22 protein-coding genes are annotated in these 24177 nt (G+C 72.6%); 16 read left to right on the forward strand and 6 right to left on the reverse strand.

Features of this window, described 5'->3' with window-relative positions; genetic code table 11:
• Nucleotides 1-24: 24 nt before the first annotated feature.
• Complete coding sequence (locus ACGFZS_RS26255) at nucleotides 25-2547, forward strand: lysylphosphatidylglycerol synthase domain-containing protein (RefSeq protein ID WP_393797203.1); 2523 nt, start codon at nucleotides 25-27, stop codon at nucleotides 2545-2547.
• On the opposite strand, the gene ACGFZS_RS26260 is transcribed toward ACGFZS_RS26255, so the two are convergent.
• The 3 genes from ACGFZS_RS26260 to ACGFZS_RS26270 all read right to left on the reverse strand — a co-directional run bounded on the left by ACGFZS_RS26260 (nucleotide 2538) and on the right by ACGFZS_RS26270 (nucleotide 6697).
• Nucleotides 2538-3152, reverse strand: a complete 615-nt coding sequence (locus tag ACGFZS_RS26260; RefSeq protein WP_393797204.1) for a DinB family protein — start codon at nucleotides 3150-3152, stop codon at nucleotides 2538-2540. The genes ACGFZS_RS26255 and ACGFZS_RS26260 overlap by 10 nt on opposite strands.
• A gap of 136 nt (nucleotides 3153-3288) precedes the next feature.
• Nucleotides 3289-5682, reverse strand: coding sequence for a Tex family protein (locus ACGFZS_RS26265; protein WP_393797205.1), 2394 nt, complete (start codon nucleotides 5680-5682; stop codon nucleotides 3289-3291).
• Between the two features lie 145 nt (nucleotides 5683-5827).
• Nucleotides 5828-6697 carry a hypothetical protein gene (locus ACGFZS_RS26270; protein WP_393797206.1) on the reverse strand — a complete coding sequence of 290 codons (870 nt, stop codon included), beginning with the start codon at nucleotides 6695-6697 and terminating at the stop codon, nucleotides 5828-5830.
• Between the two features lie 137 nt (nucleotides 6698-6834).
• Between ACGFZS_RS26270 and ACGFZS_RS26275 the strand changes: the two genes are divergently transcribed.
• Both ACGFZS_RS26275 and ACGFZS_RS26280 read left to right on the forward strand, forming a co-directional pair.
• Nucleotides 6835-7806: a GlxA family transcriptional regulator gene (locus tag ACGFZS_RS26275; protein WP_393797207.1), complete on the forward strand. Its 972-nt coding sequence runs from the start codon at nucleotides 6835-6837 to the stop codon at nucleotides 7804-7806.
• Between the two features lie 7 nt (nucleotides 7807-7813).
• Nucleotides 7814-8464 carry a DJ-1/PfpI family protein gene (locus tag ACGFZS_RS26280; RefSeq protein WP_393797208.1) on the forward strand — a complete coding sequence of 217 codons (651 nt, stop codon included), beginning with the start codon at nucleotides 7814-7816 and terminating at the stop codon, nucleotides 8462-8464.
• On the opposite strand, the gene ACGFZS_RS26285 is transcribed toward ACGFZS_RS26280, so the two are convergent.
• Nucleotides 8436-9191: an enoyl-CoA hydratase/isomerase family protein gene (locus tag ACGFZS_RS26285; protein ID WP_393797209.1), complete on the reverse strand. Its 756-nt coding sequence runs from the start codon at nucleotides 9189-9191 to the stop codon at nucleotides 8436-8438. The two genes, ACGFZS_RS26280 and ACGFZS_RS26285, sit on opposite strands and share 29 nt — an antisense overlap.
• Nucleotides 9192-9452: 261 nt before the next feature.
• On the opposite strand from ACGFZS_RS26285, the gene ACGFZS_RS26290 reads away from it, so the two are divergent.
• Nucleotides 9453-9947 (forward strand): ATP-binding protein, encoded by a 495-nt coding sequence (locus ACGFZS_RS26290; protein ID WP_393659990.1) that lies wholly within the window; start codon nucleotides 9453-9455, stop codon nucleotides 9945-9947.
• Nucleotides 9948-9965: 18 nt separating this feature from the next.
• Here the strand turns inward: ACGFZS_RS26290 and idi are convergent, their stop codons facing one another.
• Both idi and ACGFZS_RS26300 read right to left on the reverse strand, forming a co-directional pair.
• Nucleotides 9966-10559 carry an isopentenyl-diphosphate Delta-isomerase gene (idi, locus tag ACGFZS_RS26295; RefSeq protein WP_365688134.1) on the reverse strand — a complete coding sequence of 198 codons (594 nt, stop codon included), beginning with the start codon at nucleotides 10557-10559 and terminating at the stop codon, nucleotides 9966-9968.
• A 204-nt stretch (nucleotides 10560-10763) separates the two neighbouring features.
• A complete protein-coding gene (locus tag ACGFZS_RS26300; protein ID WP_393797210.1) occupies nucleotides 10764-11705 on the reverse strand; it encodes a cation diffusion facilitator family transporter in 942 nt (313 codons plus the stop codon).
• A 451-nt stretch (nucleotides 11706-12156) separates the two neighbouring features.
• On the opposite strand from ACGFZS_RS26300, the gene ACGFZS_RS26305 reads away from it, so the two are divergent.
• The 12 genes from ACGFZS_RS26305 to ACGFZS_RS26360 all read left to right on the forward strand — a co-directional run bounded on the left by ACGFZS_RS26305 (nucleotide 12157) and on the right by ACGFZS_RS26360 (nucleotide 24099).
• Nucleotides 12157-13923 (forward strand): DUF5941 domain-containing protein, encoded by a 1767-nt coding sequence (locus ACGFZS_RS26305; protein ID WP_393797211.1) that lies wholly within the window; start codon nucleotides 12157-12159, stop codon nucleotides 13921-13923.
• Entirely contained in the window at nucleotides 13920-14672 is a 753-nt protein-coding gene (locus ACGFZS_RS26310; protein ID WP_393797212.1) for a sugar phosphate nucleotidyltransferase, read from the forward strand. Before ACGFZS_RS26305 ends, ACGFZS_RS26310 begins: the two co-directional genes overlap by 4 nt.
• The gene (locus ACGFZS_RS26315; RefSeq protein WP_355714698.1) at nucleotides 14660-15721 is read left to right on the forward strand and encodes an iron-containing alcohol dehydrogenase family protein; all 1062 of its coding nucleotides are present in this window, start codon (nucleotides 14660-14662) and stop codon (nucleotides 15719-15721) included. The genes ACGFZS_RS26310 and ACGFZS_RS26315 overlap by 13 nt, the downstream gene beginning before the upstream one ends.
• Entirely contained in the window at nucleotides 15699-16478 is a 780-nt protein-coding gene (locus tag ACGFZS_RS26320; protein ID WP_365688137.1) for a CDP-alcohol phosphatidyltransferase family protein, read from the forward strand. The genes ACGFZS_RS26315 and ACGFZS_RS26320 overlap by 23 nt, the downstream gene beginning before the upstream one ends.
• On the forward strand, nucleotides 16475-17359 hold the full coding sequence (locus ACGFZS_RS26325; protein WP_393797213.1) for a glycosyltransferase family 2 protein: 885 nt from the start codon (nucleotides 16475-16477) through the stop codon (nucleotides 17357-17359). Before ACGFZS_RS26320 ends, ACGFZS_RS26325 begins: the two co-directional genes overlap by 4 nt.
• A 141-nt stretch (nucleotides 17360-17500) precedes the next feature.
• Nucleotides 17501-18430 carry an ABC transporter permease gene (locus ACGFZS_RS26330; protein WP_393797214.1) on the forward strand — a complete coding sequence of 310 codons (930 nt, stop codon included), beginning with the start codon at nucleotides 17501-17503 and terminating at the stop codon, nucleotides 18428-18430.
• Nucleotides 18423-19202: an ABC transporter ATP-binding protein gene (locus ACGFZS_RS26335; RefSeq protein WP_393797215.1), complete on the forward strand. Its 780-nt coding sequence runs from the start codon at nucleotides 18423-18425 to the stop codon at nucleotides 19200-19202. Before ACGFZS_RS26330 ends, ACGFZS_RS26335 begins: the two co-directional genes overlap by 8 nt.
• A 359-nt stretch (nucleotides 19203-19561) precedes the next feature.
• Complete coding sequence (hpnC, locus tag ACGFZS_RS26340; protein WP_393797216.1) at nucleotides 19562-20464, forward strand: squalene synthase HpnC; 903 nt, start codon at nucleotides 19562-19564, stop codon at nucleotides 20462-20464.
• A complete protein-coding gene (hpnD, locus tag ACGFZS_RS26345) occupies nucleotides 20461-21414 on the forward strand; it encodes a presqualene diphosphate synthase HpnD (protein ID WP_365688141.1) in 954 nt (317 codons plus the stop codon). The genes hpnC and hpnD overlap by 4 nt, the downstream gene beginning before the upstream one ends.
• Nucleotides 21414-21554 (forward strand): DUF6380 family protein, encoded by a 141-nt coding sequence (locus ACGFZS_RS26350; RefSeq protein WP_393659759.1) that lies wholly within the window; start codon nucleotides 21414-21416, stop codon nucleotides 21552-21554. Before hpnD ends, ACGFZS_RS26350 begins: the two co-directional genes overlap by 1 nt.
• The gene (hpnE, locus tag ACGFZS_RS26355) at nucleotides 21551-22972 is read left to right on the forward strand and encodes a hydroxysqualene dehydroxylase HpnE (RefSeq protein WP_393797217.1); all 1422 of its coding nucleotides are present in this window, start codon (nucleotides 21551-21553) and stop codon (nucleotides 22970-22972) included. Before ACGFZS_RS26350 ends, hpnE begins: the two co-directional genes overlap by 4 nt.
• 59 nt (nucleotides 22973-23031) lie before the next feature.
• Complete coding sequence (locus ACGFZS_RS26360) at nucleotides 23032-24099, forward strand: polyprenyl synthetase family protein (protein ID WP_355714719.1); 1068 nt, start codon at nucleotides 23032-23034, stop codon at nucleotides 24097-24099.
• Nucleotides 24100-24177: the final 78 nt, after the last annotated feature.

Consider the following 24177-nt stretch of genomic DNA (forward strand, 5'->3'; position numbering starts at 1 on the left):
ACCCGTGCCCCAGGGAGCGCACGCATGGCCCGTCCGCACGGCATGCTGCTGTCCTCCGACATCGTCGGCGGGCCCGGAGGCGGGACCGGCGGGGCGCCACCCCTCGTCGAGGCTCCGCCGCCGCACGACGTGCGCCGGGCGGCCGACCTGCTGCGGCTGCTGGTGTCCCTGACCGCCCTCGCGCTGACGGTCCTGGTGGCGGTCGCCACCCGCGACTTCGCCCGCCGGGTGCAGCAGGGCCTGCTCTCCGCCGCCACCGCGCTGCCGCCCGACCTGCGCGACACCCTGCTCGGCACCGTGCAGGCGGTCGCGATGGCGGCGCCGCTCGCCGCTCTGGTCGTCCTCCTCGTACGGCGCCGTTTCGACGCGGTGTCGAGGGTGCTGCCCGCCGCCGCCCTGGGCGCGGCCGTCGGCTGGACGCTCACCCGGCTCGCGCTCGCCGAGAGCCGCCCCGGACTCTGGCCCGAGGTGCTCGTCGGCCGCGGCGGACTGGTGCACGCGGGCTGGCCGTCGGCGGTGTACCTGGCGGCCCTCGCCTCGGCGGTCGTCGCCGCGGGCCCCTGGCTGGCGCGGCGGTGGCGGGCGGCCCTGTGGGCGCTGACCGTCGGATGCGCCGTGCTCGGTGTGGCGGCCGCCTCGCTCGTTCCGCTGGACGCGCTCGGGGCGCTCGTCGTCGGCGGCGTCGCGGGATCGGCCGTGCTGCTCACGGCGGGCGGACCGTCCGACCGCCCGCCGGCCCAGGCCGTCGCCGACGCCCTCGTCGCCTGCGGGATCCCCCTCGCCGCCCTCCGCGAACTGCCGGCGGACCGCCAACTCCCCGGCGAGGGCCTGCTCTACGGCGCCGAGACCACCGAGGGCGCGCGGCTGACCGTACGCGCTCTCGCCGCCGAGGACCGCAACCGCGACCTGTTCCACCGCCTCGCCCGGCGCGTCCTGCTGCGCCACCCCGCCGACCCCGGCGAGCAGACACCGCTCGGCGCCGCCGAGCACGAACTGCTCATGCTGGTCTTCGCCGCCCGCACCGGCGCCCGGGTCGCCGACCCCGTCATCGCCTACCCCGTGGCCGGCGGCGGCGCGGTGGTGGTGACGGTCGGGACGGACGCCCGCCCGCTGTCCGCGCTCCCCGCCGAGCAGCTCACCGACACGGTGCTCGGCCAGGTGTGGGCGGCCGTGGCCCGTATCCAGGAACACCGCCTCGCGCACCGGGCGCTGCGCCCCGAGCACATCCTCGTCGACCCGGACGGCGGCCCCCGGCTCACCGTGTTCGCGCGGGCCCAGCTGAACGCGACCCCCGAGACCCTCGGCGCCGACCTCGCGGAACTCCTCGCCACCACCGCCGTACGCGTCGGACCGGCCCGCGCCACGGCGTGCGCCCTCGCCGGCCTCGGCCCCGAACGCCTCGCGAGCGCCCTGCCGTACCTGCAACCGCTGGCCCTGATCGGCCCCGCGCGCCGCGAGGTGGCCCGCTACGACCAGGCCCGCGCCCGGCAGGCCACGGCGGGCACCCGGCGCCGTACCCTGCGCCCCGGCGGCCGGCCGAACCTGATGCACGACCTCGCCGCCGAAGTACGCACGGCCTGCGACGCCCCGGCCGCCACACCGGCCCCGCTGGCCCGGTTCACCTGGAAGAGCGTGCTGGGCCTGGCGGGCGCGTTCCTGGTGCTCCACCTCGTGCTGCCGCAGCTCGCCAACGCCCCGGCCGCGCTGCACGCGCTGCGTGACGCCGACTGGTGGTGGCTGCTCGCGGTGGTGCCCGTCACCTTCGTCTCCCAGGGCTTCTCGACCTGTCTCCAGCTGGGCACGATTCCCGGACGGCTGCCGTTCCGGGCCACGTACCAGGTGCAGTTCGCCAGCTCCTTCCTGAACCGGATCACCCCCGGCAACGTCGGAGGCATGGCGCTGAACCTGCGGTATCTGCAGAAGACCGGGATCGAGACCGGCGCCGCGACCGCCTCCGTCGGGCTGCAGAGCCTGGCCGGAGCGGTCTCCAACGTCCTGGTCGCCACCGTGTTCTTCGCCGCGGCCGGACAGCGCCACGGCGGGGTGCACCTGGAGCTGCCCGTGGGCAAGTACGCCCTGCCCGCCGTCGCCCTGGTGCTGGCCGCCGGCGGACTGCTCGGCCTGACCCCGCCGGGCCGCCGCTTCCTGCGCGAGAAGGTGTGGCCGTTCCTGCGCGCGGCCGGCACGACGCTGACCGGGATCGCCGCCGACCCCGCGAAGCTGGCCCTCGGCATCGTCGGCATGCTGGGCCTGCCCCTCGTCCAGATCGTCGGGCTCGCCCTCAGCCTGCACGCGCTCGGCGGCGACCTGCCCTTCGCCCAGCTCGGCGCCGCCTACATGGCGGCCCGCGTGCTCGCCAACGCGGCCCCGGTCCCCGGCGGCCTCGGCGCCCTCGAAGCGGGCCTCATCGCCGGCCTGACCGCCCTCGGCGTGGCGGCGGGCCCGGCCACCTCGGCGGTCCTCGTCTACCGGCTGCTCACGTTCTGGCTGAACGTACCGCTGGGCGCGGTCGCCCTCGGCTTCGTCCAGCGCCGCGGCTACGTCTGACCGGCACGCCCCGGATCCCGGCCGAGCCGCCCGGCCGCCGCGGCCGCCCGCTCCACCCGGTCCCGGTGCCCGGCCCAGGCCGCCGCGTCTCCCGGGGCCATGTTGGCCCCGTTCGCCCGCTGCCCGGTCGCCCCGTCGACGAGTTCGCGCACGATGTCGGCGTGCCCGGCGTGCCGTTGGGTCTCGGCGACCATGTGCGTGAGGACGCGGTGCAGGGTGATCTCCTTCGGCCGGTCACCGGGCAGCCGCCCGACCGCGTCCAGGGTCAGCGCGCGGATCGTCTCGTCCGCGTGGGCGCAGGCCTGCCAGTACAGCCCGACCGTCTCCTCACGCGTCTCGTCGGCACGCGCCCACAGGTCCGCGTTGGGCTCCGCGTCCCCGGTGATCCACAGGGCGGTCCCGGCGAACGGCCGCCCGAAGGTCGCCCCGAAGTACCAGGCCTCGGCACCGGCGAGATGTTTGACCAGGCCGAGCAGATTCGTACCCGTGGGAGTCAGCGGCCGTCGTATGTCGTACTCGGACAACCCCTCCAGCTTCCACAACAGCACGTCACGGGCGTCCTGGAGGTAGGTCTGGAGATCGGCCTTGAAGTCTGATCCAGTCATGGGCCCAGTCTCCGGACCCAGGGATCTTCGTCCACCGAATCAGGGGGCAAGGGCCAACGCGCCCCGCAGGGGCGCGGGGAACTGCGCGACCAGCCACCACGGCCCCGCGGCTCCCCACGCCCCCCGGAAGGCACGGTCAGCGCTTCCCGTTCTTCGGATTCAGCAACCCGGCCCGGCGCAACGCGTCAGCCATCGCACTGTTGGCCGGAGCCGGCGCGGCCCCCTGACGAGAACCCCCGCCGCCTCCGCCGCCCTGGCGCTGCTGCTGCTGCCGCTGCTGAGGCGGACGCCCACCGCCGCCCCGCTGCGGTCGGCGCTCACCGCCGGAGGCCGGCGCCGCCGCCTCGTCGTCCAGCCGCAGCGTCAGCGAGATCCGCTTGCGCGGGATGTCGATGTCGAGGACCTTCACCTTGACGATGTCACCCGGCTTCACGACGTCCCGCGGGTCCTTGACGAACGTCCTGGACATCGCGGAGACATGCACGAGGCCGTCCTGGTGCACACCGATGTCGACGAACGCGCCGAACGCCGCCACGTTGGTGACGACCCCCTCCAGGACCATCCCGGAGGACAGGTCGGAGAGCTTCTCGACGCCCTCCTTGAAAGTGGCCGTCTTGAAGGCCGGACGCGGGTCGCGCCCCGGCTTCTCCAGTTCCTTGAGGATGTCGGTGACGGTCGGCAGACCGAACGTCTCGTCCACGAAGTCCGCCGGCCGCAGCGAGCGCAGCACACCCGTGTTGCCGACGAGCGCGGCCACCTCCTGCCCGGACGTCTTCACCATCCGCCGGACGACGGGGTACGCCTCCGGGTGGACACTCGACGCGTCCAGCGGGTCCTCGCCGCCGCGGATGCGGAGGAAGCCCGCGCACTGCTCGTACGCCTTCGGGCCGAGCCGGGCCACGTTCTTCAGCTGGCCGCGGGAGGTGAACGGGCCGTTGGCGTCGCGGTGGGCCACGATGTTCTCGGCGAGCCCGGAGGTGATGCCGGAGACCCGGGCGAGCAGCGGAGCGGAGGCGGTGTTGACGTCCACCCCGACACCGTTCACACAGTCCTCGACCACCGCGTCCAGCGAGCGCGACAGCTTCACCTCGGACAGGTCGTGCTGGTACTGGCCGACACCGATCGACTTGGGGTCGATCTTCACCAGCTCGGCCAGCGGGTCCTGGAGCCGCCGCGCGATGGAGACCGCGCCGCGCAGCGACACGTCCATGTCGGGCAGTTCCTGGGAGGCGAACGCGGAGGCCGAGTACACGGAGGCGCCGGCCTCGGACACCATCACCTTGGTGAGCTTCAACTCCGGGTGCTTGGTGATGAGTTCACCGGCGAGCTTGTCGGTCTCACGGGACGCCGTGCCGTTGCCGATCGCGACCAGGTCGACCGCGTGCTCCTTGGCGAGCCGGGCCAGCTTGGCGATCGCCTCGTCCCACTTGTTCGCCGGGACGTGCGGGTAGATGACGTCGGTGGCGACGACCTTGCCGGTCGCGTCGACCACGGCGACCTTCACGCCGGTGCGGAAACCCGGGTCCAGGCCCAGGGTCGCGCGGGTGCCGGCCGGGGCGGCGAGCAGCAGGTCGCGCAGGTTCGCCGCGAAGACGTCGACCGCCTCGTCCTCGGCGGCCGTGCGCAGCCGCAGCCGCAGGTCGATGCCGAGGTGGACGAGGATGCGGGTGCGCCAGGCCCAGCGGACCGTGTCCGACAGCCACTTGTCGGCGGGCCGCCCCCGGTCCGTGATCGCGAACTTGTGGGCGACGATTCCCTCGAACGAGGACGGGCCCTCCGTCGGCTCCTCCGGCTCCAGGGAGAGGTCGAGGACCTCCTCCTTCTCGCCGCGCAGCATCGCGAGGATGCGGTGCGAGGGCAGGTCCGTGAACGGCTCGGCGAACTCGAAGTAGTCGGCGAACTTCGCGCCCGCCTCCTCCTTGCCGTCCCGCACCTTCGCGGCGAGCCGACCGCGCACCCACATGCGCTCACGCAGCTCGCCGATCAGGTCCGCGTCCTCCGAGAAGCGCTCGGTGAGGATCGCGCGGGCGCCGTCCAGGGCGGCCTGCGGATCGGCGACGCCCTTGTCGGCGTCCACGAACGCGGCGGCGGCCGCCAGCGGCTCCACCCCCGGATCCCCGAGCAGCCCCTCGGCCAGCGGCTCCAGGCCGGCCTCCCGCGCGATCTGCGCCTTGGTCCGCCGCTTCGGCTTGTACGGCAGGTAGATGTCCTCCAGGCGCGCCTTGGTCTCCGCGCCCCGGATCCGCGCCTCCAGCTCCTCGGTGAGCTTGCCCTGCTCGCGCACCGAGTCCAGGATCGCCGTCCGCCGCTCCTCCAGCTCCCGCAGGTAGCGCAGCCGTTCCTCGAGCGTGCGCAGCTGCGCGTCGTCGAGCATCTCGGTCGCTTCCTTGCGGTAGCGGGCGATGAAGGGCACCGTCGAACCGCCGTCGAGCAGCTCCACGGCAGCCTTGACCTGCCGCTCCCGTACGCCGAGCTCCTCGGCGATCCTGCCTTCGATGGACCCTGGAACCAGGAACCCGGGTGTCGTCACGATCCCGTACCGCCTTCTCCACTGAGGTTGCGCGGCAATTGTGGCAGGTGACACCGACAACTGGGCCGCAGGGCGCCCAACCACGACACGGACTCCCCACGAACCCGCCCCGCCGCCGAACCGGTCCCCACCTCGAACGCCCCCGTCAGCCCTTTCCGATCAGGTCCGCGGGAAACGCTCCCGCGGCCACCGCCGCCCCCGTGAAACCGGCCGCCAGTTCGGTCAGCTGGGTCACGGCCTCGGGACCGAGGTGTTCGTAGGGGGCCCGGTCCAGGCGGTCGGTCTCCGCCTCGACGTGGGCCCGCAGGGCCACCCCCGCCTCGGTCGGCTCGCCGGCCGCGTCGAGGAGGCCGCGCTCGCGCAGTCGTCGTACCGCCGCGTCCCAGTCGTCCTGGTTCCAGCCGCGCGTGGCGAAGACCCACTTCGGGTTCATGCCCTTGCCGGTCGCCGTGTGGGTCACCACCGCCTCCAGACCGTCGAGTCCGGCCGCGAGCAGCGCCGCGAGGTGGCCGTCGCCGCGGTGCTCGCGCAGCAGCGTGCCCGCGTACCAGTAGGCGAGGTGCGGCTGCTCCGGCACCGGCAGGTCCGCGTGGGCCGCGTACAGCGGGCGGCCCGAGCGGGAGCAGGCCTCGGTGGCGCGCAGCGCGAGCCGCGCGGCCTCGGCCATCCCGTCGGAGACCACCGCGTCGGCGCCGAGCAGCCGTCGCAGCGAGGCGTCGACGGCCCGCAGGCGGGCCGCGAGGACGTCCTGAGGGGAGGCGGTCTCCCAGACCGCCGGTACGTGCCGGGCCACCAGTTCGTGCTTGTAGTTGTAGAACGTCGCCGTCACCGTGCCCGGCCCGACCGGTCCCAGCGCGGCCGCCCGCACCGCGAAGTTGACGGCCCGCGGGTGGGTGACCCCGAGCGCGGCCAGTTCCTCGGCCAGCTCGGGGCTGAAGAAGTGCGTCGCGTGCAGCGAGTTGAGCATGGTGTGGCAGCGGCGGCCGGCGCGCGGCTCCAGGACGGCGGTAGTCATGGCGAGCACGTTACTGACTGGTCGGTACGTACTCCAGTGCTCGGCCCGTCATGGCAGAGGTCATGCGGGAAGTCATGGCAGAAAAGGTGGGGAACTCGTCGTTGCGGCCATCGGGCGGGCCGCGAAGAATCGACGGCATGGCGCAGCGAACCGTCCTCGTCGTCCTCTTCGACGGCGTCCAGAGCCTCGACGTCACCGGCCCCGTGGAGGTGTTCACGGGCGCCGAGACCCAGACCCCGGGCAGCTACCGCATCCGTACGGCCTCCCTGGACGGGGCACCCGTACGCACCTCCAGCGGGCTCACCGTCGTACCGGACGGGGCCCTGACCGAAGCGGCACCCGAGCCGCACACGCTGCTCGTCCCCGGCGGGCAGGGCACCCGGCGGCCCGACCCGGAACTGGTGGAGTGGCTGCGGGCGCACGGGCCGCGCGCCGGACGGCTCGTCTCCGTCTGCACCGGCGCCATCCTGCTCGCCGAGGCCGGGCTGCTCGACGGCCACCGGGCGACCACCCACTGGGCGTACTGCGACAAGCTCGCCCGTGACCACCCGGCCGTCGAGGTCGACCCCGACCCGATCTACGTCCGGGACGGGCGGCTCTCCACCTCGGCCGGCGTCACCTCGGGCATCGACCTGGCGCTCGCCCTCGTCGAGGAGGACCTGGGCCGGGCCGTCGCGCTCACCGTCGCCCGGCACCTGGTGGTGTTCCTGCGCCGCCCCGGCAACCAGGCCCAGTTCAGCGCCCAGCTCGCCGCCCAGACCGCGCGGCGCGAGCCGCTGCGGGAGGTACAGCAGTGGATCACCGAGCACCCGGAGGGCGACCTCGGCGTCGAGGCCCTGGCCGCCCGTGCCGCCCTCTCGCCCCGCCACTTCGCCCGCGCCTTCCAGGCCGAGACCGGGACGACGCCCGGCCGCTATGTCGACCGGGTCCGGCTGGAGCACGCCCGCCGGCTCCTGGAGGACACCGGCGACGGCGTCGCGGAGGTCTCCCGCGCCAGCGGCTACGGCACGCCCGAAGCGATGCGCCGTGCCTTTCTCAAGGCCCTGGGCGCGACCCCCGCCGAGTACCGGCGCAGGTTCCGCCCGGCCGCCGTCGGCCGACCCGGTTAGGAGAGCCATGCAGATCGCGATCGTCCTCTACGACCGCTTCACCGCCCTCGACGCGGTGGGGCCCTACGAGACCCTGGGCCGTCTCCCGGACGCCGAACTCGTCTTCGTCGCCGAGCGGGCCGGGCCCGTCCGCACCGACAGCGGCACCCTGGCGCTGACCGCCGAGAAGACCTTCGCCGAGGTGCCCAGCCCCGATGTCGTGGTCGTCCCGGGCGGCCCCGGCCAGACCCCGCAGATGGCGAACGAGGCCCTCCTGGGGTGGATCCGCGCCGCCGACGCCACCAGCACCTGGACCACCTCGGTGTGCACCGGCTCCCTGCTGCTCGCCGCCGCCGGGCTCCTCGACGGACGCCGCGCGACCTCGCACTGGCTGGCCCTCGACGAGCTGCGCAGGCTCGGCGCCGAGCCGACGGGGGAGCGGGTCGTCCTCGACGGCAAGTACGTCACCGCGGCCGGTGTCTCCTCCGGCATCGACATGGGGCTCACCCTGATCGGCCGGATCGCCGGGGACGCCGTCGCCCAGGCCGTACAGCTGGGCATCGAGTACGACCCGCAGCCGCCCTACGACGCGGGATCCCCTGAGAAGGCGCCCGCCGAGGTCGTCGGCCTGCTCCGCTCGATGAGCCGGTTCATCCTCGGCCGCGAACAGCCCAGCTGAACCGCGGCCGGCGGCGCTCCAGGAACGCGGCGACGCCCTCGGCGGTGTCGCCGCTGCCCCGCGCCTGCTCGCTCCAGTGGGCGTCCCGGTCGGTACGGCCGTTCGCGAACTCCTTCGCGGCGGCCTGCGTCAGCTGGGAGCGCGCCACCAGGGTCCGGGTGAACTCGGCGACCCGCTTGTCCAGCTCGCCCTCGGGCAGCACCTCGTCGACCAGGCCGGTGCGCAGCGCCCGCTGCGCGTCGATCAACTCACCCGAGAAGAGCAGGTACTTGGTGGTGGCGGGGCCGACGAGGGCGACCAGGCGCCGGGTGGAGGAGGCCGGATAGACGATGCCGAGCTTGGCCGGCGTCACCCCGAACAGCGAGCCCTCCTCGGCGAACCGCAGATCGCAGGCGGCGGCGAGCTGGGAGCCGCCGCCGACACAGTGGCCGCGCACCGCCGCGAGCGTCGGCTTGGGGAACGCCGCAAGGGCCTCCTCGGCGGCGCCGGCGAGGTGCTGCGCCTCGGCGGGGGATTCCCGGAGGGTGGAGATGTCGGCGCCGGCGCAGAAGGTGTCCCCCTCACCGGTCAGCACGAGGGCCCGCACGGCGGGGTCGGCGGACAGCTCGTCGAGCAGGGGCGGGAGGGCTCGCCACATCGCCGCGGTCATCGCGTTGCGTTTGGCTGCGTTGCCCATCACCACGGTGGCAACGGCGTCTTCGACCCGGTGGGTGAGGCGAGGCTCCATGATGCGGGATGGTATCCGCGTCCGGGAGGGAGTTCCCCGCAGCCGTTCCCCGCAGCCCGGGCAGGGTTGCAGTACAACCCGAATAGTTCGCGAAGTCGGCTTGCGCGGGGACAGGATCGGTCCCTCACGTGACCTTGTCATACGCCAACGGTCAGATCCGCTCGATAGTTGCTGACTTGTGTTCAGTCATCCGGAGCGGCGCGGGTCGTTACCAACACTCGACGTGTGGTGACAATCGAGCGCGAGGGTGGCGACCGGACGATGGAGAACCACGGGCGCGGGCACGACCCGCGTCCAGAGGCGGGCGGCGCGCCGCCGCCGGATCCGCTGCCGTACGAAGGAGTCTGGCGGTTCACCGCCGCCGCCGTGGACGCCTCGGTCCCGCAGGCGCGGCGCGCCGTACGGGACCTGCTCCAGCGCCAGGGCGTCCCGATCTCGGAGGACCTGGGGTACGGGCTGTTGCTGATCGTCTCGGAGCTGGTCACCAACGCGGTCAAGCACGCGGCGCTGCTGTCGCCGGTGCTCGCCGTCGAGGTCGCCGTCGGAGCCGAGTGGGTGCGGGTGTCGGTGGAGGACAACCACCCCTACCGCCCGACCGCCCTGGAGGCCGACCACGGCCGGCTCGGCGGCCGGGGGCTGCTGCTGGTCCGGGAGGTGGCCCGGGAGGCGGGCGGGGTCGTGGACGTGGAGCACACGTCGAGCGGCGGCAAGGTGATCTGGGCCGCCCTGCCGCTCAAACCCGCGGCGCTGCCCTGAGGGGCCGGGTGAGGATTCTCACCAGCCGGCGGACGCGCCCGTCAGCTCCCTGACCGCCGGACGGGCCGCGTCCAGCACGGTCATGAACCAGGAGGAGAAGGTGTCCCGGGCGTGCCGCTCGGCCAGCTCGGCGGCCGTCACGAAGGCGGTCGCCTCGACCTCCTCCGGGTCCGGGGAGAGCGGCGCCTGCACCATGCCGACGAACAGGTGGTTGAACTCCTGCTCTACCAGGCCGGAGGCCGGGTCCGGGTGGTTGTAGCGGACCGTGCCGGCCTCGGCGAGCAGCGAGGGGGAGACCCCCAGCTCCTCGAAGGTGCGGCGGGCCGCCGCCGCGAAGGGGGCCTCACCGGGGTAGGGGTGGCCGCAGCAGGTGTTGGACCACACACCGGGGGAGTGGTACTTGCCCAGCGCCCGCTGCTGGAGCAGCAGCCGGCCGTGTTCGTCGAAGAGGAAGACCGAGAACGCCCGGTGCAGCTGCCCGGGTGGCTGATGCGCGGCCAGCTTCTCCGCGGTCCCGATGGTCACACCCTTCTCGTCGACGAGTTCAAGCAAAATCGCGTCCGCGGTGCCCTCCGACGTGCTGTGCGTCGCGGTGGCAGGTGTGATCGGCATACCCATCCTTCGCCTCGGTCTTCGCACCAAGTCTGCCGTACGAATCCGACACTCCCGGCACTTCCCGGCACGGGCACGCCGGAAGAGGGACCCGGTAGTTGATCGTGCCCTACGGGTACGAACGGGAACCGCTCGGGGGCCTCGAACACCAGGACGCCGGGGGAGTCCGGACCGATGCGTTCCGGGACGGCGGCCGCCGGGCCGTCAGTGGCAGAGCCGGGCCTCGTGCTCCGCGTGCCCGCTCGGCTCCAGCTGGAAGGTGCAGTGCTCCACGTCGAAGTGGTGCCCGAGGCAGCCCTGCAGCTCGTGCAGCATCTTCTCGTGTCCGATGGCGTTCAGCACGTCCGAGCCGACCACCACGTGCGCCGAGAGCACCGGCATCCCCGAGGTGATCGTCCAGGCGTGCAGATCGTGGACGTCCCGGACCCCGTCCAGCGCCAGGATGTGCGTCCGCACCTCCGCCATGTCGACGTCCTTGGGCGCCGACTCCAGCAGTACGTCGAGGGTCTCGCGCAGCAGCTTCAGCGTCCTCGGCACGATCATCAGGCCGATGACCAGGGAGGCGACCGGGTCGGCCGCCTGCCAGCCGGTGGTCAGGATCACCACCGCCGAGACCAGCACCGCCAGCGAACCCAGCGCGTCCGCCGCCACCTCCAGGAAGGCCCCGCGCACGTTCAGGCTCTCGGACTGCCCGCGCACCAGCAGCGTGAGCGAGATCATGTTGGCGACCAGGCCGATCAGACCGAACACGATCATCAGGCCGCCCTCGGTGTCCGCGGGCGTGACGAACCGCTGGACCGCCTCGTACAGCACATAGCCGCCGACCACGAGCAGCAGCAGACAGTTGGCCAGGGCCGCCAGGATCTCGGCGCGGGCGAGGCCGAAGGTGCGGTGGGTGCTCGCCGGGCGGTTGGCGAAGTGGATCGCGAGGAGCGCCATGCCGAGGCCCAGCGCGTCGGTCGCCATGTGGGCCGCGTCCGCGATCAGCGCCAGCGAGTCGGCGAGCAGGCCGCCCGCGATCTCGACCACCATCACCCCGAGCGTGATGGCGAGCGCCACCCGCAGCCGCCCGCGGTACGCCGCCGCCGCCGTGCCGCCGGCCGGAGCGTGCGTGTGCGCGTGGCCGTGGTCGTGCCCTGCCCCCATGGGATACGCCTCCTCTGTTCCGCTCCGCCGTGCCTCCCGGGATCACAGTGAACTACGGGTGGGGGGTATCCGGCAACGCGGCACTGAACACCGTTGTCATATGCTCTGACCTGCGGAAACAAACCCCAGGTCAGGGTAGCCTCAGTTACCCGCCGTGAGCGGGTGGGGATTCCGGGTGGTCGGTCGGGGACGGTCGCGCGGCCCTTGTCCCGGTGTCCCCAATGCCCGTTCTGCGAGCGCGGTTTGTGGGCCGGGGCCCGGATCACGGATGATGATCTCGGCAAAGGCCGGGGCAGACTGGGTCGACCGTGCCGTGAACGGCCGGTGAACAAGCAATCCTCACCATCCGCTAACCTCTGCCGAATGCCGCCCGGGGGCCACCAGGCACAGCGCGCCCCACCACGCAGGAGAGACCGGCGCCCCACGCGCCGCACCCAGGGAGTGAGTTCGGTTGTCGACCGCCATCGTCACCGGTCAGCCGGTCCCCGGATCGTCACTGGAGAGCGATCTGCGGGCGCTCGGCTTCGAGGTGCTCACGGCCTCCGACGCCACCGACACCGGGAACCTTCTCGCGGCCGTACCCGCCGACCGGCGCGTGGCCGTCGTCGACGCCCGCTTCGTCGGCCACCTGCACGCCCTGCGCCTCGGCCTCACCGACCCGCGCTTCCCGCTCGCCGCCATCCCCGGCGCCGTCACCGCCCAGCCGGCCGGCCGCCAGGCCCTGAGCTTGGCGCTGACCCGGGAGGCCGCCGCGGGCGGCTCCACCGACCTCGCCGTCGACGGTCTCGTCACCGCCCTGGACGCCGACGTCCACCGCCCCGAGCTGGGCAGTCTCGTCGCCGCCGTCCCCGCCGACCCGCAGGCCCGCAACGAGGCACGGCAGGCCGTCGCCGCCGTGGACGACGAGGCCGTACGCCTGAAGTCGGCCGTGAAGTCCCGCGACGGCTTCTTCACCACCTTCTTCATCAGCCCGTACTCCCGCTACCTCGCCCGTTGGTGCGCCCGGCGCGGACTGACCCCCAACCAGGTCACCACCGCCTCCCTGCTCACCGCGCTGATCGCGGCGGGCTGCGCGGCCACCGGCACCCGGATCGGCTTCGTCGCCGCGGGCGCCCTGCTGATCTGCTCGTTCGTCCTGGACTGCACCGACGGCCAGCTCGCCCGCTACTCCCTGCAGTACTCCACGCTCGGCGCCTGGCTGGACGCCACCTTCGACCGGGCCAAGGAGTACGCCTACTACGCCGGCCTCGCCCTCGGCGCGGCCCGCGGCGGCGACGACGTGTGGGCCCTCGCGCTCGGCGCGATGATCCTGCAGACCTGCCGGCACGTGGTCGACTTCTCCTTCAACGAGGCCAACCACGACGCCACCGCCAACACCAGCCCCACCGCCGCGCTCTCGGACCGGCTCGACAGCGTCGGCTGGACGGTCTGGGTGCGCCGGATGGTAGTCCTGCCCATCGGCGAACGGTGGGCGCTGATAGCCGTGCTGACGGCGGCCACGACCCCGCGGATCACCTTCTACGTGCTCCTGGTCGGCTGCGCCCTGGCCGCGACCTACACCACGGCCGGGCGGGTGCTGCGGTCGCTGACCCGCAAGGCGAAGCGCACCGACCGGGCGGCGCAGGCGCTGGCGGACCTGGCCGACAACGGCCTCCTCGCGGGACTCGTGTCCCGCACCGGGCGCGCCCCGCTCGGCTCCCCGCTCCTGCTGGCGCTCTGCGGAGTGGCGGTTCTCACCGCCTCCCTCTTCTCCGGGGTGACCTGGGCGCCGGTCGCGGGCGCGTTCGTCTACGCCGTCGCCTCCGGCCGGGCCCTCGCCGCCCCGCTCAAGGGCGCCCTCGACTGGCTGGTCCCGCCCCTGTTCCGGGCCGCCGAGTACGGCACGGTCCTGGTCCTCGCAAGCAAAGCTGGGGTGAACGGAGCCCTTCCCGCGGCTTTCGGTCTGGTGGCCGCCGTCGCCTACCATCACTACGACACGGTGTACCGCATCCGCGGGAACGCCGGGGCGCCGCCGGCCTGGCTGGTACGCGCCATCGGGGGGCAGGAAGGGCGAACGCTGCTGGTCACCGTGGTGGCCGCGGCGCTCACCGCCACGCAGTTCAAGGTCGCGCTCACGGTCCTCGCCGTGCTCGTGGCCGGGCTGGTGCTCGTCGAGAGCATCCGCTTCTGGGTGTCCGCAGGGGCCCCCGCCGTACACGATGAAGGAGAACCCGCATGATCGGCCTCGTGCTGGCGGCCGGCGCCGGACGGCGTCTGCGCCCCTACACCGACAGCCTGCCCAAGGCGCTGGTGCCGGTGGGGCCCGCCGGTATAGAGGACTCGATCACCGTTCTCGACCTGACCCTCGGCAACTTCGCCGAGATCGGCCTGACCGAGGTCGCGATCATCGTCGGCTACCGCAAGGAGGCCGTCTACGAGCGCAAGGCGGCCCTGGAGCGGAAGTACGGCCTCACGCTCACCCTCATCGACAACGACAAGGCCGAGGAGTGGAACAACGCCTACTCCCTGTGGTGCGGCCGGGACGCCCTCAAGGACGGCGTGATCCTCGCCAACGGCGACACCGTGCACCCGGTCTCCGTCGAGAAGACGCTGCTCGCCGCCCGCGGCGACGGCAAGAAGATCATCCTCGCCCTCGACACCGTGAAGTCGCTGGCCGACGAGGAGATGAAGGTCGTCGTCGGCGACGGCCAGGGCATGACGAAGATCACCAAGCTGATGGACCCGGCCGAGGCGACCGGTGAGTACATCGGCGTCACCCTCATCGAGGGCGACGCGGCCCCCGAGCTCGCCGACGCGCTGAAGACGGTCTGGGAGACCGACCCGCAGCAGTTCTACGAGCACGGCTACCAGGAGCTGGTCAACCGCGGCTTCCGCATCGACGTCGCGCCCATCGGCGACGTCCGGTGGGTCGAGATCGACAACCACGACGATCTCGCCCGGGGACGGGAGATCGCGTGCCAGTACTGACCCGGCTGATCCCCTCGCCGGTCGTCGTCGACATCCGCCCGGGTGCCCTCGACGACCTCGCCGGCGTGCTCGCCGACGAACGCATCTCGCACTCCGGCCGGCTGGCCGTCGCCGTCAGTGGCGGCTCCGGCTCCAGGCTGCGCGAGCGCGTCTCGCCGAGCCTGCCCGGCGCCACCTGGTACGAGGTCGGCGGCGGCACCCTCGACGACGCGATCCGGCTGGCCGGCGACATCAGGGCCGGCCGCTTCGACGCGGTCGTGGGCCTCGGCGGCGGCAAGATCATCGACTGCGCGAAGTTCGCGGCGGCCCGGGTGGGCCTGCCGCTGGTCGCGGTGCCGACGAACCTCGCCCACGACGGCCTGTGCTCGCCGGTCGCCACCCTCGACAACGACGCGGGCCGCGGCTCCTACGGCGTGCCGAACCCGATCGCGGTCGTCATCGACCTCGACGTCATCCGGGAGGCCCCGGCGCGCTTCGTGCGCTCGGGCATCGGCGACGCCGTCTCCAACATCTCGGCGATCGCGGACTGGGAGCTGTCCCACCGCGTCACCGGCGAGAAGATCGACGGACTGGCGGCCGCCATGGCCCGGCAGGCCGGCGAGGCGGTGCTGCGCCACCCCGGCGGCATCGGGGAGAACGACTTCCTCCAGGTGCTCGCCGAGGCGCTGGTGCTCAGCGGCATCGCCATGTCGGTGTCGGGCGACTCCCGCCCGTCCTCCGGCGCCTGCCACGAGATCAACCACGCCTTCGACCTGCTGTTCCCGAGGCGTGCCGCCAGCCATGGCGAGCAGTGCGGGCTCGGCGCGGCCTTCGCGATGTACCTGCGCGGAGCCCACGAGGAGTCCGCGTACATGGCCGACGTGCTGCGCCGGCACGGACTGCCGGTGCTGCCGGAGGAGATCGGCTTCACCGTGGACGAGTTCGTCCGGGTCGTCGAGTACGCCCCGGAGACCCGCCCCGGCCGCTACACCATCCTCGAACACCTCGACCTCAAGACCCACCAGATCAAGGACTTCTACGTCGACTATGTCAAGGCCATCGGTAGCTGAACTCCGTCCGGTCGTCCACCCCGCAGGGGTCAAGGACCGGCGCAGCGGTGAGCACTGGATGGGGCGCCTCTACATGCGTGAGGTGTCCCTGCGGGTAGACCGCTACCTGGTGAACACCAGGGTCACGCCCAACCAGCTCACGTACCTGATGACCCTCTTCGGTGTCCTCGCCTGCCCGGCCCTGCTGGTGCCGGGCGTCTGGGGCGCCGTCCTCGGCGTGGTGTGCGTCCAGATGTACCTGCTCCTGGACTGCGTCGACGGCGAGGTCGCGCGCTGGAAGCAGCAGTACTCCCTCGGCGGGGTCTACCTCGACCGGGTCGGGGCGTACCTCACGGACGCGGCCGTCCTGGTCGGGCTCGGGCTGCGGGCCGCCGACCTGTTCGGCAGCGGCCGCATCGACTGGCTGTGGGCCTTCCTCGGCACCCTGGCCGCGCTCGGCGCGATCCTGATCAAGGCCGAGACCGACCTGGTCGGCGTGGCCCGCCACCAGGCCGGGCTGCCCGTGGTCAAGGAGGCCGCCGCCGAGATGCGCTCCTCCGGGATGGCGCTGGCCCGCCGGGCCGCCGCCCTGTTCCGGTTCCACCGGCTGATCCTCGGCATCGAGGCCTCGCTGCTGATCCTGCTGCTCGCCGTCGCCGACCACTTCCACGGCGACCTCTTCTGGACCCGCCTCGGCACCGCCGTGCTCGCCGGGATCGCGCTGCTGCAGACCCTGCTGCACCTGGTCTCCGTCCTCGCGTCGAGCAGGCTGCGGTGAGCGCCGGGCTGAAGGTCGGCGCGGTCGTCATCACCATGGGCAACCGCCCCGACGAACTGCGCGCCCTCCTCGACTCGGTCGCCAAGCAGGACGGCGAGCGGGTCCAGGTGGTCGTCGTCGGCAACGGCTCGCCGGTCCCGGAGGTGCCGGACGGCGTCCGCACCCTGGAGCTGCCCGAGAACCTCGGGATCCCCGGCGGCCGCAACGTCGGCATAGAGGCCTTCGGCCCCAGCGGCCGCGATGTCGACATACTGCTCTTCCTCGACGACGACGGTCTGCTCCCCGAGCAGGACACCGCCGAGCTGTGCCGGGAGGCCTTCGACGCCGACCCGAGGCTCGGCATCGTCAGCTTCCGCATCGCCGATCCGGACACCGGCGTCACTCAGCGCCGGCACGTGCCGCGGCTGCGGGCCTCCGACCCGATGCGCTCCTCCCGGGTCACCACCTTCCTCGGCGGCGCCAACGCCGTCCGCACCCAGGTCCTCGCCGAGGTCGGCGGCCTGCCGGACGAGTTCTTCTACGCCCACGAGGAGACCGACCTGGCCTGGCGGGCGCTGGACGCCGGCTGGATGATCGACTACCGCTCCGACATGGTGCTGTACCACCCCACCACCGCCCCCTCCCGGCACGCGGTCTACCACCGGATGGTCGCCCGCAACCGGGTCTGGCTGGCCCGCCGCAACCTGCCCGCCCTCCTGGTCCCGGTGTACCTCGGCGTGTGGATGCTGCTCACCCTGGCGCGCCGCCCCTCCCGTCCGGCCCTGCACGCCTGGTTCGCCGGCTTCCGGGAGGGCTGGACCACCCCCTGCGGACCCCGCCGCCCGATGCGCTGGCGGACCGTGTGGAAGCTCACGCGACTGGGCCGTCCCCCGGTGATCTGACAAGCTCGAAGGCGTGCGCCGTCCGCGTGCGGGGCACGCGGACGCCCCCTGGACCGTGTCCGATGGCGGATACCTGTCGCGTCCAGTAGCACAATTCAGTAAGACGAACGTAAGACGATTCTGAGGACAAGGCTCCGACCCTTGAGTGAGACAACGCATGACGGCGGGATCGCGGTGACCGCGATGCCGTCGCCCGACGAGGGCCTCACGGCGGCGCAGCTCGCCGCCAAGTACGGGCTCGCGGTGAGCGGCGCCCGGCCCTCGCTCGTCGAGTACGTACGCCAGCTCTGGGGACGCCGGCATTTCGTTCTCGCCTTCTCGCAGGCGAAACTCACGGCCCAGTACAGCCAGGCCAAGCTCGGCCAGCTCTGGCAGGTGGCCACCCCGCTGCTGAACGCGGCCGTGTACTACTTCATCTTCGGCGTCATCCTGCACGCCAGCCGCGGTATGTCGCAGGACATCTACATCCCGTTCCTGGTCACCGGCGTGTTCACCTTCACGTTCACCCAGAGCTCGATCATGACCGGTGTGCGCGCGATCTCCGGCAACCTCGGTCTGGTGCGCGCGCTGCACTTCCCGCGCGCCGCGCTGCCCGTCTCCTTCGCGCTCCAGCAGCTCCAGCAGCTGCTGTTCTCGATGATCGTCATGGTCGCCGTGGTGGTCGGCTTCGGCAGCCGTCCTGGCCTGTCCTGGGTGCTGGTCGTCCCGGTCCTGTTCCTGCTGTTCCTCTTCAACACCGGGCTGGCCCTGATCGTGGCCCGGCTGGGCGCCAAGACGCCGGACCTCGCGCAGCTGCTGCCGTTCGTGCTGCGGACCTGGATGTACATGTCCGGCGTGATGTTCTCGATCACCAAGATGATGGAGGGCCGCCCGGAGTGGGCGCGCACGCTCCTCCAGGTCAACCCCGCCACCGTCTTCATGGACCTGATGCGGTTCGCGCTCATCGACGGCTACGGCGCCTCGAACCTCCCGCCGCACGTCTGGGCCGTCGCCCTGTCCTGGGCCGTGGTCGTGTTCGTGGGCGGGTTCGTGTACTTCTGGAAGGCTGAGGAGCGGTACGGCCGTGGCTGAGCAGACCATCGGGGAGCGGATCCCCACCGTCATCGCGGAGGACGTGCACATCGTCTACCGCGTCAACGGCGCCAAGAGCGGCAAGGGCAGCGCGACCTCCGCCCTCAGCCGGATCGTCAAGCGCGGCGACGACCGCGGCGTGCGCAAGGTGCACGCGGTGCGCGGGATCTCCTTCGTCGCCTACCGCGGCGAGGCCATCGGCCTGATCGGCTCCAACGGCTCCGGCAAGTCCACGCTGCTGCGGGCCATCGCCGGCCTGCTGCCCGCCGAGAAGGGCCGGGTCTACACCAACGGCCAGCCCTCGCTGCTCGGCGTCAACGCGGCCCTGATGAACGACCTCACCGGCGAGCGGAACGTCATCCTCGGCGGGCTCGCCATGGGAATGACCCGCGAGGAGATCAAGGACCGCTACGAGGAGATCGTCGAGTTCTCCGGCATCAACGACAAGGGCGACTTCATCACCCTGCCGATGCGCACCTACTCCTCCGGCATGGCGGCCCGGCTGCGGTTCTCCATCGCCGCCGCCAAGGACCACGACGTCCTCATGATCGACGAGGCGCTGGCCACCGGTGACGCGGCCTTCCGCAAGCGCTCCGAGGACCGGATCCGCGAGCTGCGCGAGCACGCCGGCACGGTCTTCCTGGTCAGCCACAACAACAAGTCGATCCGCGACACCTGCGACCGGGTCCTGTGGCTGGAGCGCGGTGAACTGCGCATGGACGGCCCGACCGAAGAGGTGCTCAAGGAGTACGAGAAGTTCACCGGCAAGTAGTCCGCCACGCCCAGGGCCCCGCCGGAACCTTTCCGGCGGGGCCCGGCGTCTGCAAAGGAAACGTCAACTCCGGCTCGCCTTAGGAATCTTGACGCCAATCGGTGTGTTGTTGTGATCTGCGGGACACCCCGACGAACCTCGATGCGTTGTACAACGTAAGCTGTACCGGTCCCGGAAAGCGGCAAGTGGGGCGATAATGCGCGACACCCTCCGCCGGGCCGCCCCGTGGATTGCTGGGCGGCGTGTCCGAAATAGTGTGTATTGGGTCGGCAGTGTAGAACGGGAGATGTGACGGCAATGGCTACGGAAACTCCCCAGCTCAACGCAGGCCGCGCCGTCCCCGCCCCGGGCAGCGACCGGTGACGGCGACCGCCTCGGAGCGCACCGCGGACGCGGAGCGCGGCACCCTGGACAAGGCCGCGGACGAGAACTTCCCGGTGGCCCCCTTCTTCCTGCCCAAGGCCTGGCGCGACGACCTGATGGCGGTCTACGGCTTCGCCCGTCTCGTCGACGACATCGGCGACGGCGACCTGGCCCCCGGCGGCGCCGACGCCCGCCTGCTCGGCGTGCCCGACGCGCGGGCCGAGGACCGGCTGGTCCTCCTCGACGCCTTCGAGGCCGATCTGCGCCGCGTCTTCGACGCCAGCCCGCACCACCCGCTGCTGCGCCGCCTGCAGCCCACGGTCCGCCGCCGCGAGCTGACCCCCGAGCCCTTCCTCGGCCTGATCGCCGCCAACCGCCAGGACCAGCTCGTCAAGCGGTACGAGACCTACGACGACCTCCTCGCCTACTGCGAGCTGTCCGCCAACCCCGTCGGCCGCCTGGTCCTCGCCGTCACCGGCACCTCGACCCCCGAGCGGATCGTCCTCTCGGACGCGATCTGCACCGCACTCCAGATCGTCGAACACCTCCAGGACGTGGCCGAGGACCTCGGCCGCGACCGGATCTATCTGCCCGCCGAGGACATGAAGCGCTTTCACGTCCAGGAGGCGGATCTCGCCAGGAAAACCGCGGGCGCATCGGTGCGTGCACTGGTTGCATATGAAGCACAACGCGCCCGCGATCTCCTGAATGAAGGCGCCCCCCTTGTGGGTAGCGTCCACGGCAGGTTGAAGCTGCTGCTCGCGGGGTTCGTGGCGGGGGGAAGGGCGGCGGTCCACGCGATCGCCGCCGCCGAATACGACGTACTTCCCGGCCCGCCCAAGCCCGGCAAGGGCCGGTTGCTGCGTGAGGTGGGCGTGACTCTGCGAGGAGAGGGGTGATCCGGACCGTGGACTCTCCCACACCTGTGTCCGCACCGGTACTCGCCGCCTACAGCTACTGCGAGACCGTCACCGGACAGCAGGCACGGAACTTCGCCTACGGCATCAGGCTGCTGCCGACGTCCAAGCGGCGCGCCATGTCGGCGCTCTACGCCTTCTCCCGGCGCGTCGACGACATCGGCGACGGCGCGCTGGCCGACGAGGTGAAGGTGGCCCGCCTGGAGGACACCCGGGCACTGCTCGCCCGGGTCCAGGAGGGCGCGGTCGCCGAGGACGACACCGACCCGGTCGCGGTCGCCCTCGCGCACTCCGCCCAGGCCTTCCCGATCCCGCTGGGCGGCCTGGACGAGCTGATCGACGGCGTGCTGATGGACGTCCGCGGCGAGACCTACGAGACCTGGGACGACCTCAAGGTCTACTGCCGCTGTGTGGCCGGCGCCATCGGCCGGCTCTCGCTCGGTGTGTTCGGTACGGAACCGGGGGCGCGCGGTGCCGAGCGCGCGCCGGAGTATGCCGACACGCTCGGGCTCGCGCTCCAGCTCACCAACATCCTCCGGGACGTCCGCGAGGACGCCGGGAACGGCCGCACCTACCTCCCCGCCGACGACCTCGCCAAGTTCGGCTGCTCGGCCGGGTTCCACGGGCCGACCCCGCCGGAGGGCTCGGACTTCGCGGGCCTGGTGCACTTCGAAGTACGGCGCGCCCGTGCCCTTTTCGCCGAGGGCTACCGGCTGCTGCCCATGCTCGACCGGCGCAGCGGCGCCTGTGTCGCCGCCATGGCCGGGATCTACCGCCGGCTGCTCGACCGCATCGAGCGCGAACCCGAGGCGGTGCTGCGCGGCCGGGTCTCGCTGCCCGGGCGCGAGAAGGCGTACGTCGCCGTGCGCGGCCTCTCCGGGATCGACACCCGGCGTCACACCTCCCGCCTGACCGTCAGGAGGCGCGCCTGATGGACAAAGTGGGCCAAGGTGACTCCACCGGAGAAAAACGGCAGGCAACCCTCCGGTGCGGCGCCGCGTCCCTGACTGCGACGGCCCGCCCTGTCCCGTTCCGCAGGGGCGGCGGGCAGGCGGGGGAGGGCGCACGATGACCGACGGCACGGGATCCGGACGGACGCGGGACGACATCACGTCCGGGCGCAGTGCCGTCGTGGTCGGCGGCGGGCTCGCCGGGATCACGGCCGCGCTCGCGCTCGCCGACGCGGGCGTCCGGGTCACCCTTCTCGAAGGCAGGCCGAGGCTCGGCGGGCTCGCCTTCTCCTTCCAGCGCGGCGAACTGACCGTGGACAACGGCCAGCACGTGTACCTGCGTTGCTGCACCGCCTACCGCTGGTTCCTCGACCGCATCGAGGGCACGGCGCTGGCACCGCTGCAGGACCGCCTCGACGTGCCCGTGCTCGACCTCGCCAAGCCGGAGGGGCGGCGCCTGGGCAGGCTCCGTCGCGACCCGCTGCCCGTACCCCTGCATCTGGGGCGCAGCCTGGCCGCCTATCCGCACCTCTCGCTCGCCGAGCGGGCGAGGGTGGGGCGTGCCGCGCTCGCGCTCAAGGGGCTCGACCTCGCCGATCCGAGCCTGGACGCACAGGACTTCGGCAGCTGGCTGGCCGCCCACGGCCAGTCGGCGCGTGCCGTCGAGGCCCTGTGGGACCTGGTCGGGGTCGCCACCCTCAACGCGGTCGCGGGCGACGCCTCGCTGGGGCTCGCCGCGATGGTGTTCAAGACCGGTCTGCTGTCCGACCCGGGCGCGGCCGACATCGGCTGGGCCCATGTGCCGCTGGGCGAACTGCACGACCGGCTCGCCCGCAAGGCGCTCGACTCCGCGGGCGTGCGTACCGAGGTCCGTACACGCGTCACCTCCGTCTCCACTAACGAGAACGGGACGTGGAGCGTTCAGGTTCCCGGCGAGACGCTCACGACGGACGCCGTGGTGCTCGCCGTGGCCCAGCGCGAGGCCCACGACCTGCTGCCGGCCGGCGCCCTCGACGCCCCGGAGAACCTGCTGGAGATCGGCACCGCGCCGATCCTCAACGTCCATGTGGTCTACGACCGTCAGGTGCTCACCAAGCCGTTCTTCGCGGCCCTGGGCACCCCGGTCCAGTGGGTGTTCGACCGCACCCACGCCTCCGGGCTGCGCGCGGGACAGTACCTCGCGCTGTCCCAGTCGGCGGCCCAGGACGAGATCGACACCCCCGTGGCCGACCTGCGCGAGCGCTATCTGCCCGAGCTGGAACGGCTGTTGCCCGGCGCGCGCGGCGCCGGGGTGCTGGACTTCTTCGTGACCCGGGAGCGCACCGCGACGTTCGCCCCCACCCCCGGCGTCGGGCGGCTGCGGCCCGGCGCCCGCACCAGAGCCCCCGGCCTGTACCTGGCCGGAGCGTGGACCGCCACCGGGTGGCCCGCGACCATGGAGAGTGCGGTCCGCAGCGGTGTCCTCGCGGCCGACGCCGCGTTGAACACCCTGGGTCGGCCCCGCCCCCGTCGCCTCTTCGAGTTCGAGGAGGCGGCGTGACGCTCGATCAGCAGGCGGCAGGCCCCCGCACCCCCGGTACCGCAACAAGAGGAGAAACTGTGCCCACTGTGCCCCCGGCCGAGACGGCTGCCGACGCGGTGGACGTGACCGCGCTCCTGGAGCGCGGCCGGACCCTTGCCACACCGGTACTGCGGGCGGCCGTGGACCGCCTGGCATCTCCCATGGACACCGTGGCCGCCTACCACTTCGGCTGGATCGACGCCGAGGGCAACCCCGCCGACGGCGACGGCGGCAAGGCCGTACGCCCCGCCCTCGCGGTTCTGTCGGCCGAGGTCACCGGGGCCGCCCCCGAGGTCGGCATCCCCGGCGCCGTCGCCGTCGAACTCGTCCACAACTTCTCGCTGCTGCACGACGACCTGATGGACGGCGACGAACAGCGCCGCCACCGCGACACCGTCTGGAAGGTGCACGGCCCCGCCCAGGCCATCCTGGTCGGCGACGCCCTGTTCGCCCTCGCCAACGAGGTGCTGCTCGAACTCGGCACCGTCGAGGCCGGCCGCGCCACCCGCCGGATCACCACCGCCACCCGGGCCCTGATCGACGGCCAGGCCCAGGACATCTCCTACGAGCACCGCGACCGGGTCAGCGTCGAGGAGTGCCTGGAGATGGAGGGCAACAAGACCGGCGCCCTGCTCGCCGCCTCCAGCTCCATCGGCGCGGTGCTCGGCGGCGCCGACGACCGCACCGCCGACACCCTGGAGAAGTACGGCTACCACCTCGGCCTCGCCTTCCAGGCCGTCGACGACCTGCTCGGCATCTGGGGCGACCCGGACGCCACCGGCAAGCAGACCTGGAGCGACCTGCGCCAGCGCAAGAAGTCCCTGCCGGTCGTCGCCGCCCTCGCCGCGGGCGGGCCCGCCTCCGAGCGGCTCGGCGAGATCCTCGCCGCCGACGCCAAGAGCAGCGACTTCGAGAACTTCTCCGAGGAGGAGTTCGCCGCCCGCGCCGCCCTCATCGAGGAGGCCGGCGGCCGGGAGTGGACCGCCGAGGAGGCGCGTCGCCAGCACACCATCGCCATCGAGGCCCTGCACGCCGTCGACATGCCCGACCGGGTGCGGGCGCAGTTCACGGCGCTGGCCGACTTCGTCGTCGTACGAAAGAGATGATCACTATCGGTCGAATAGCCCTCGCGTAGTCGCCGGCCGGTGCGAGCGCGCAGCCAGCACCGGCCGACGGCGGACCCA

It is taken from the genome of Streptomyces sp. NPDC048288 (genome assembly GCF_043201555.1).
Taxonomy (GTDB): domain Bacteria; phylum Actinomycetota; class Actinomycetes; order Streptomycetales; family Streptomycetaceae; genus Streptomyces.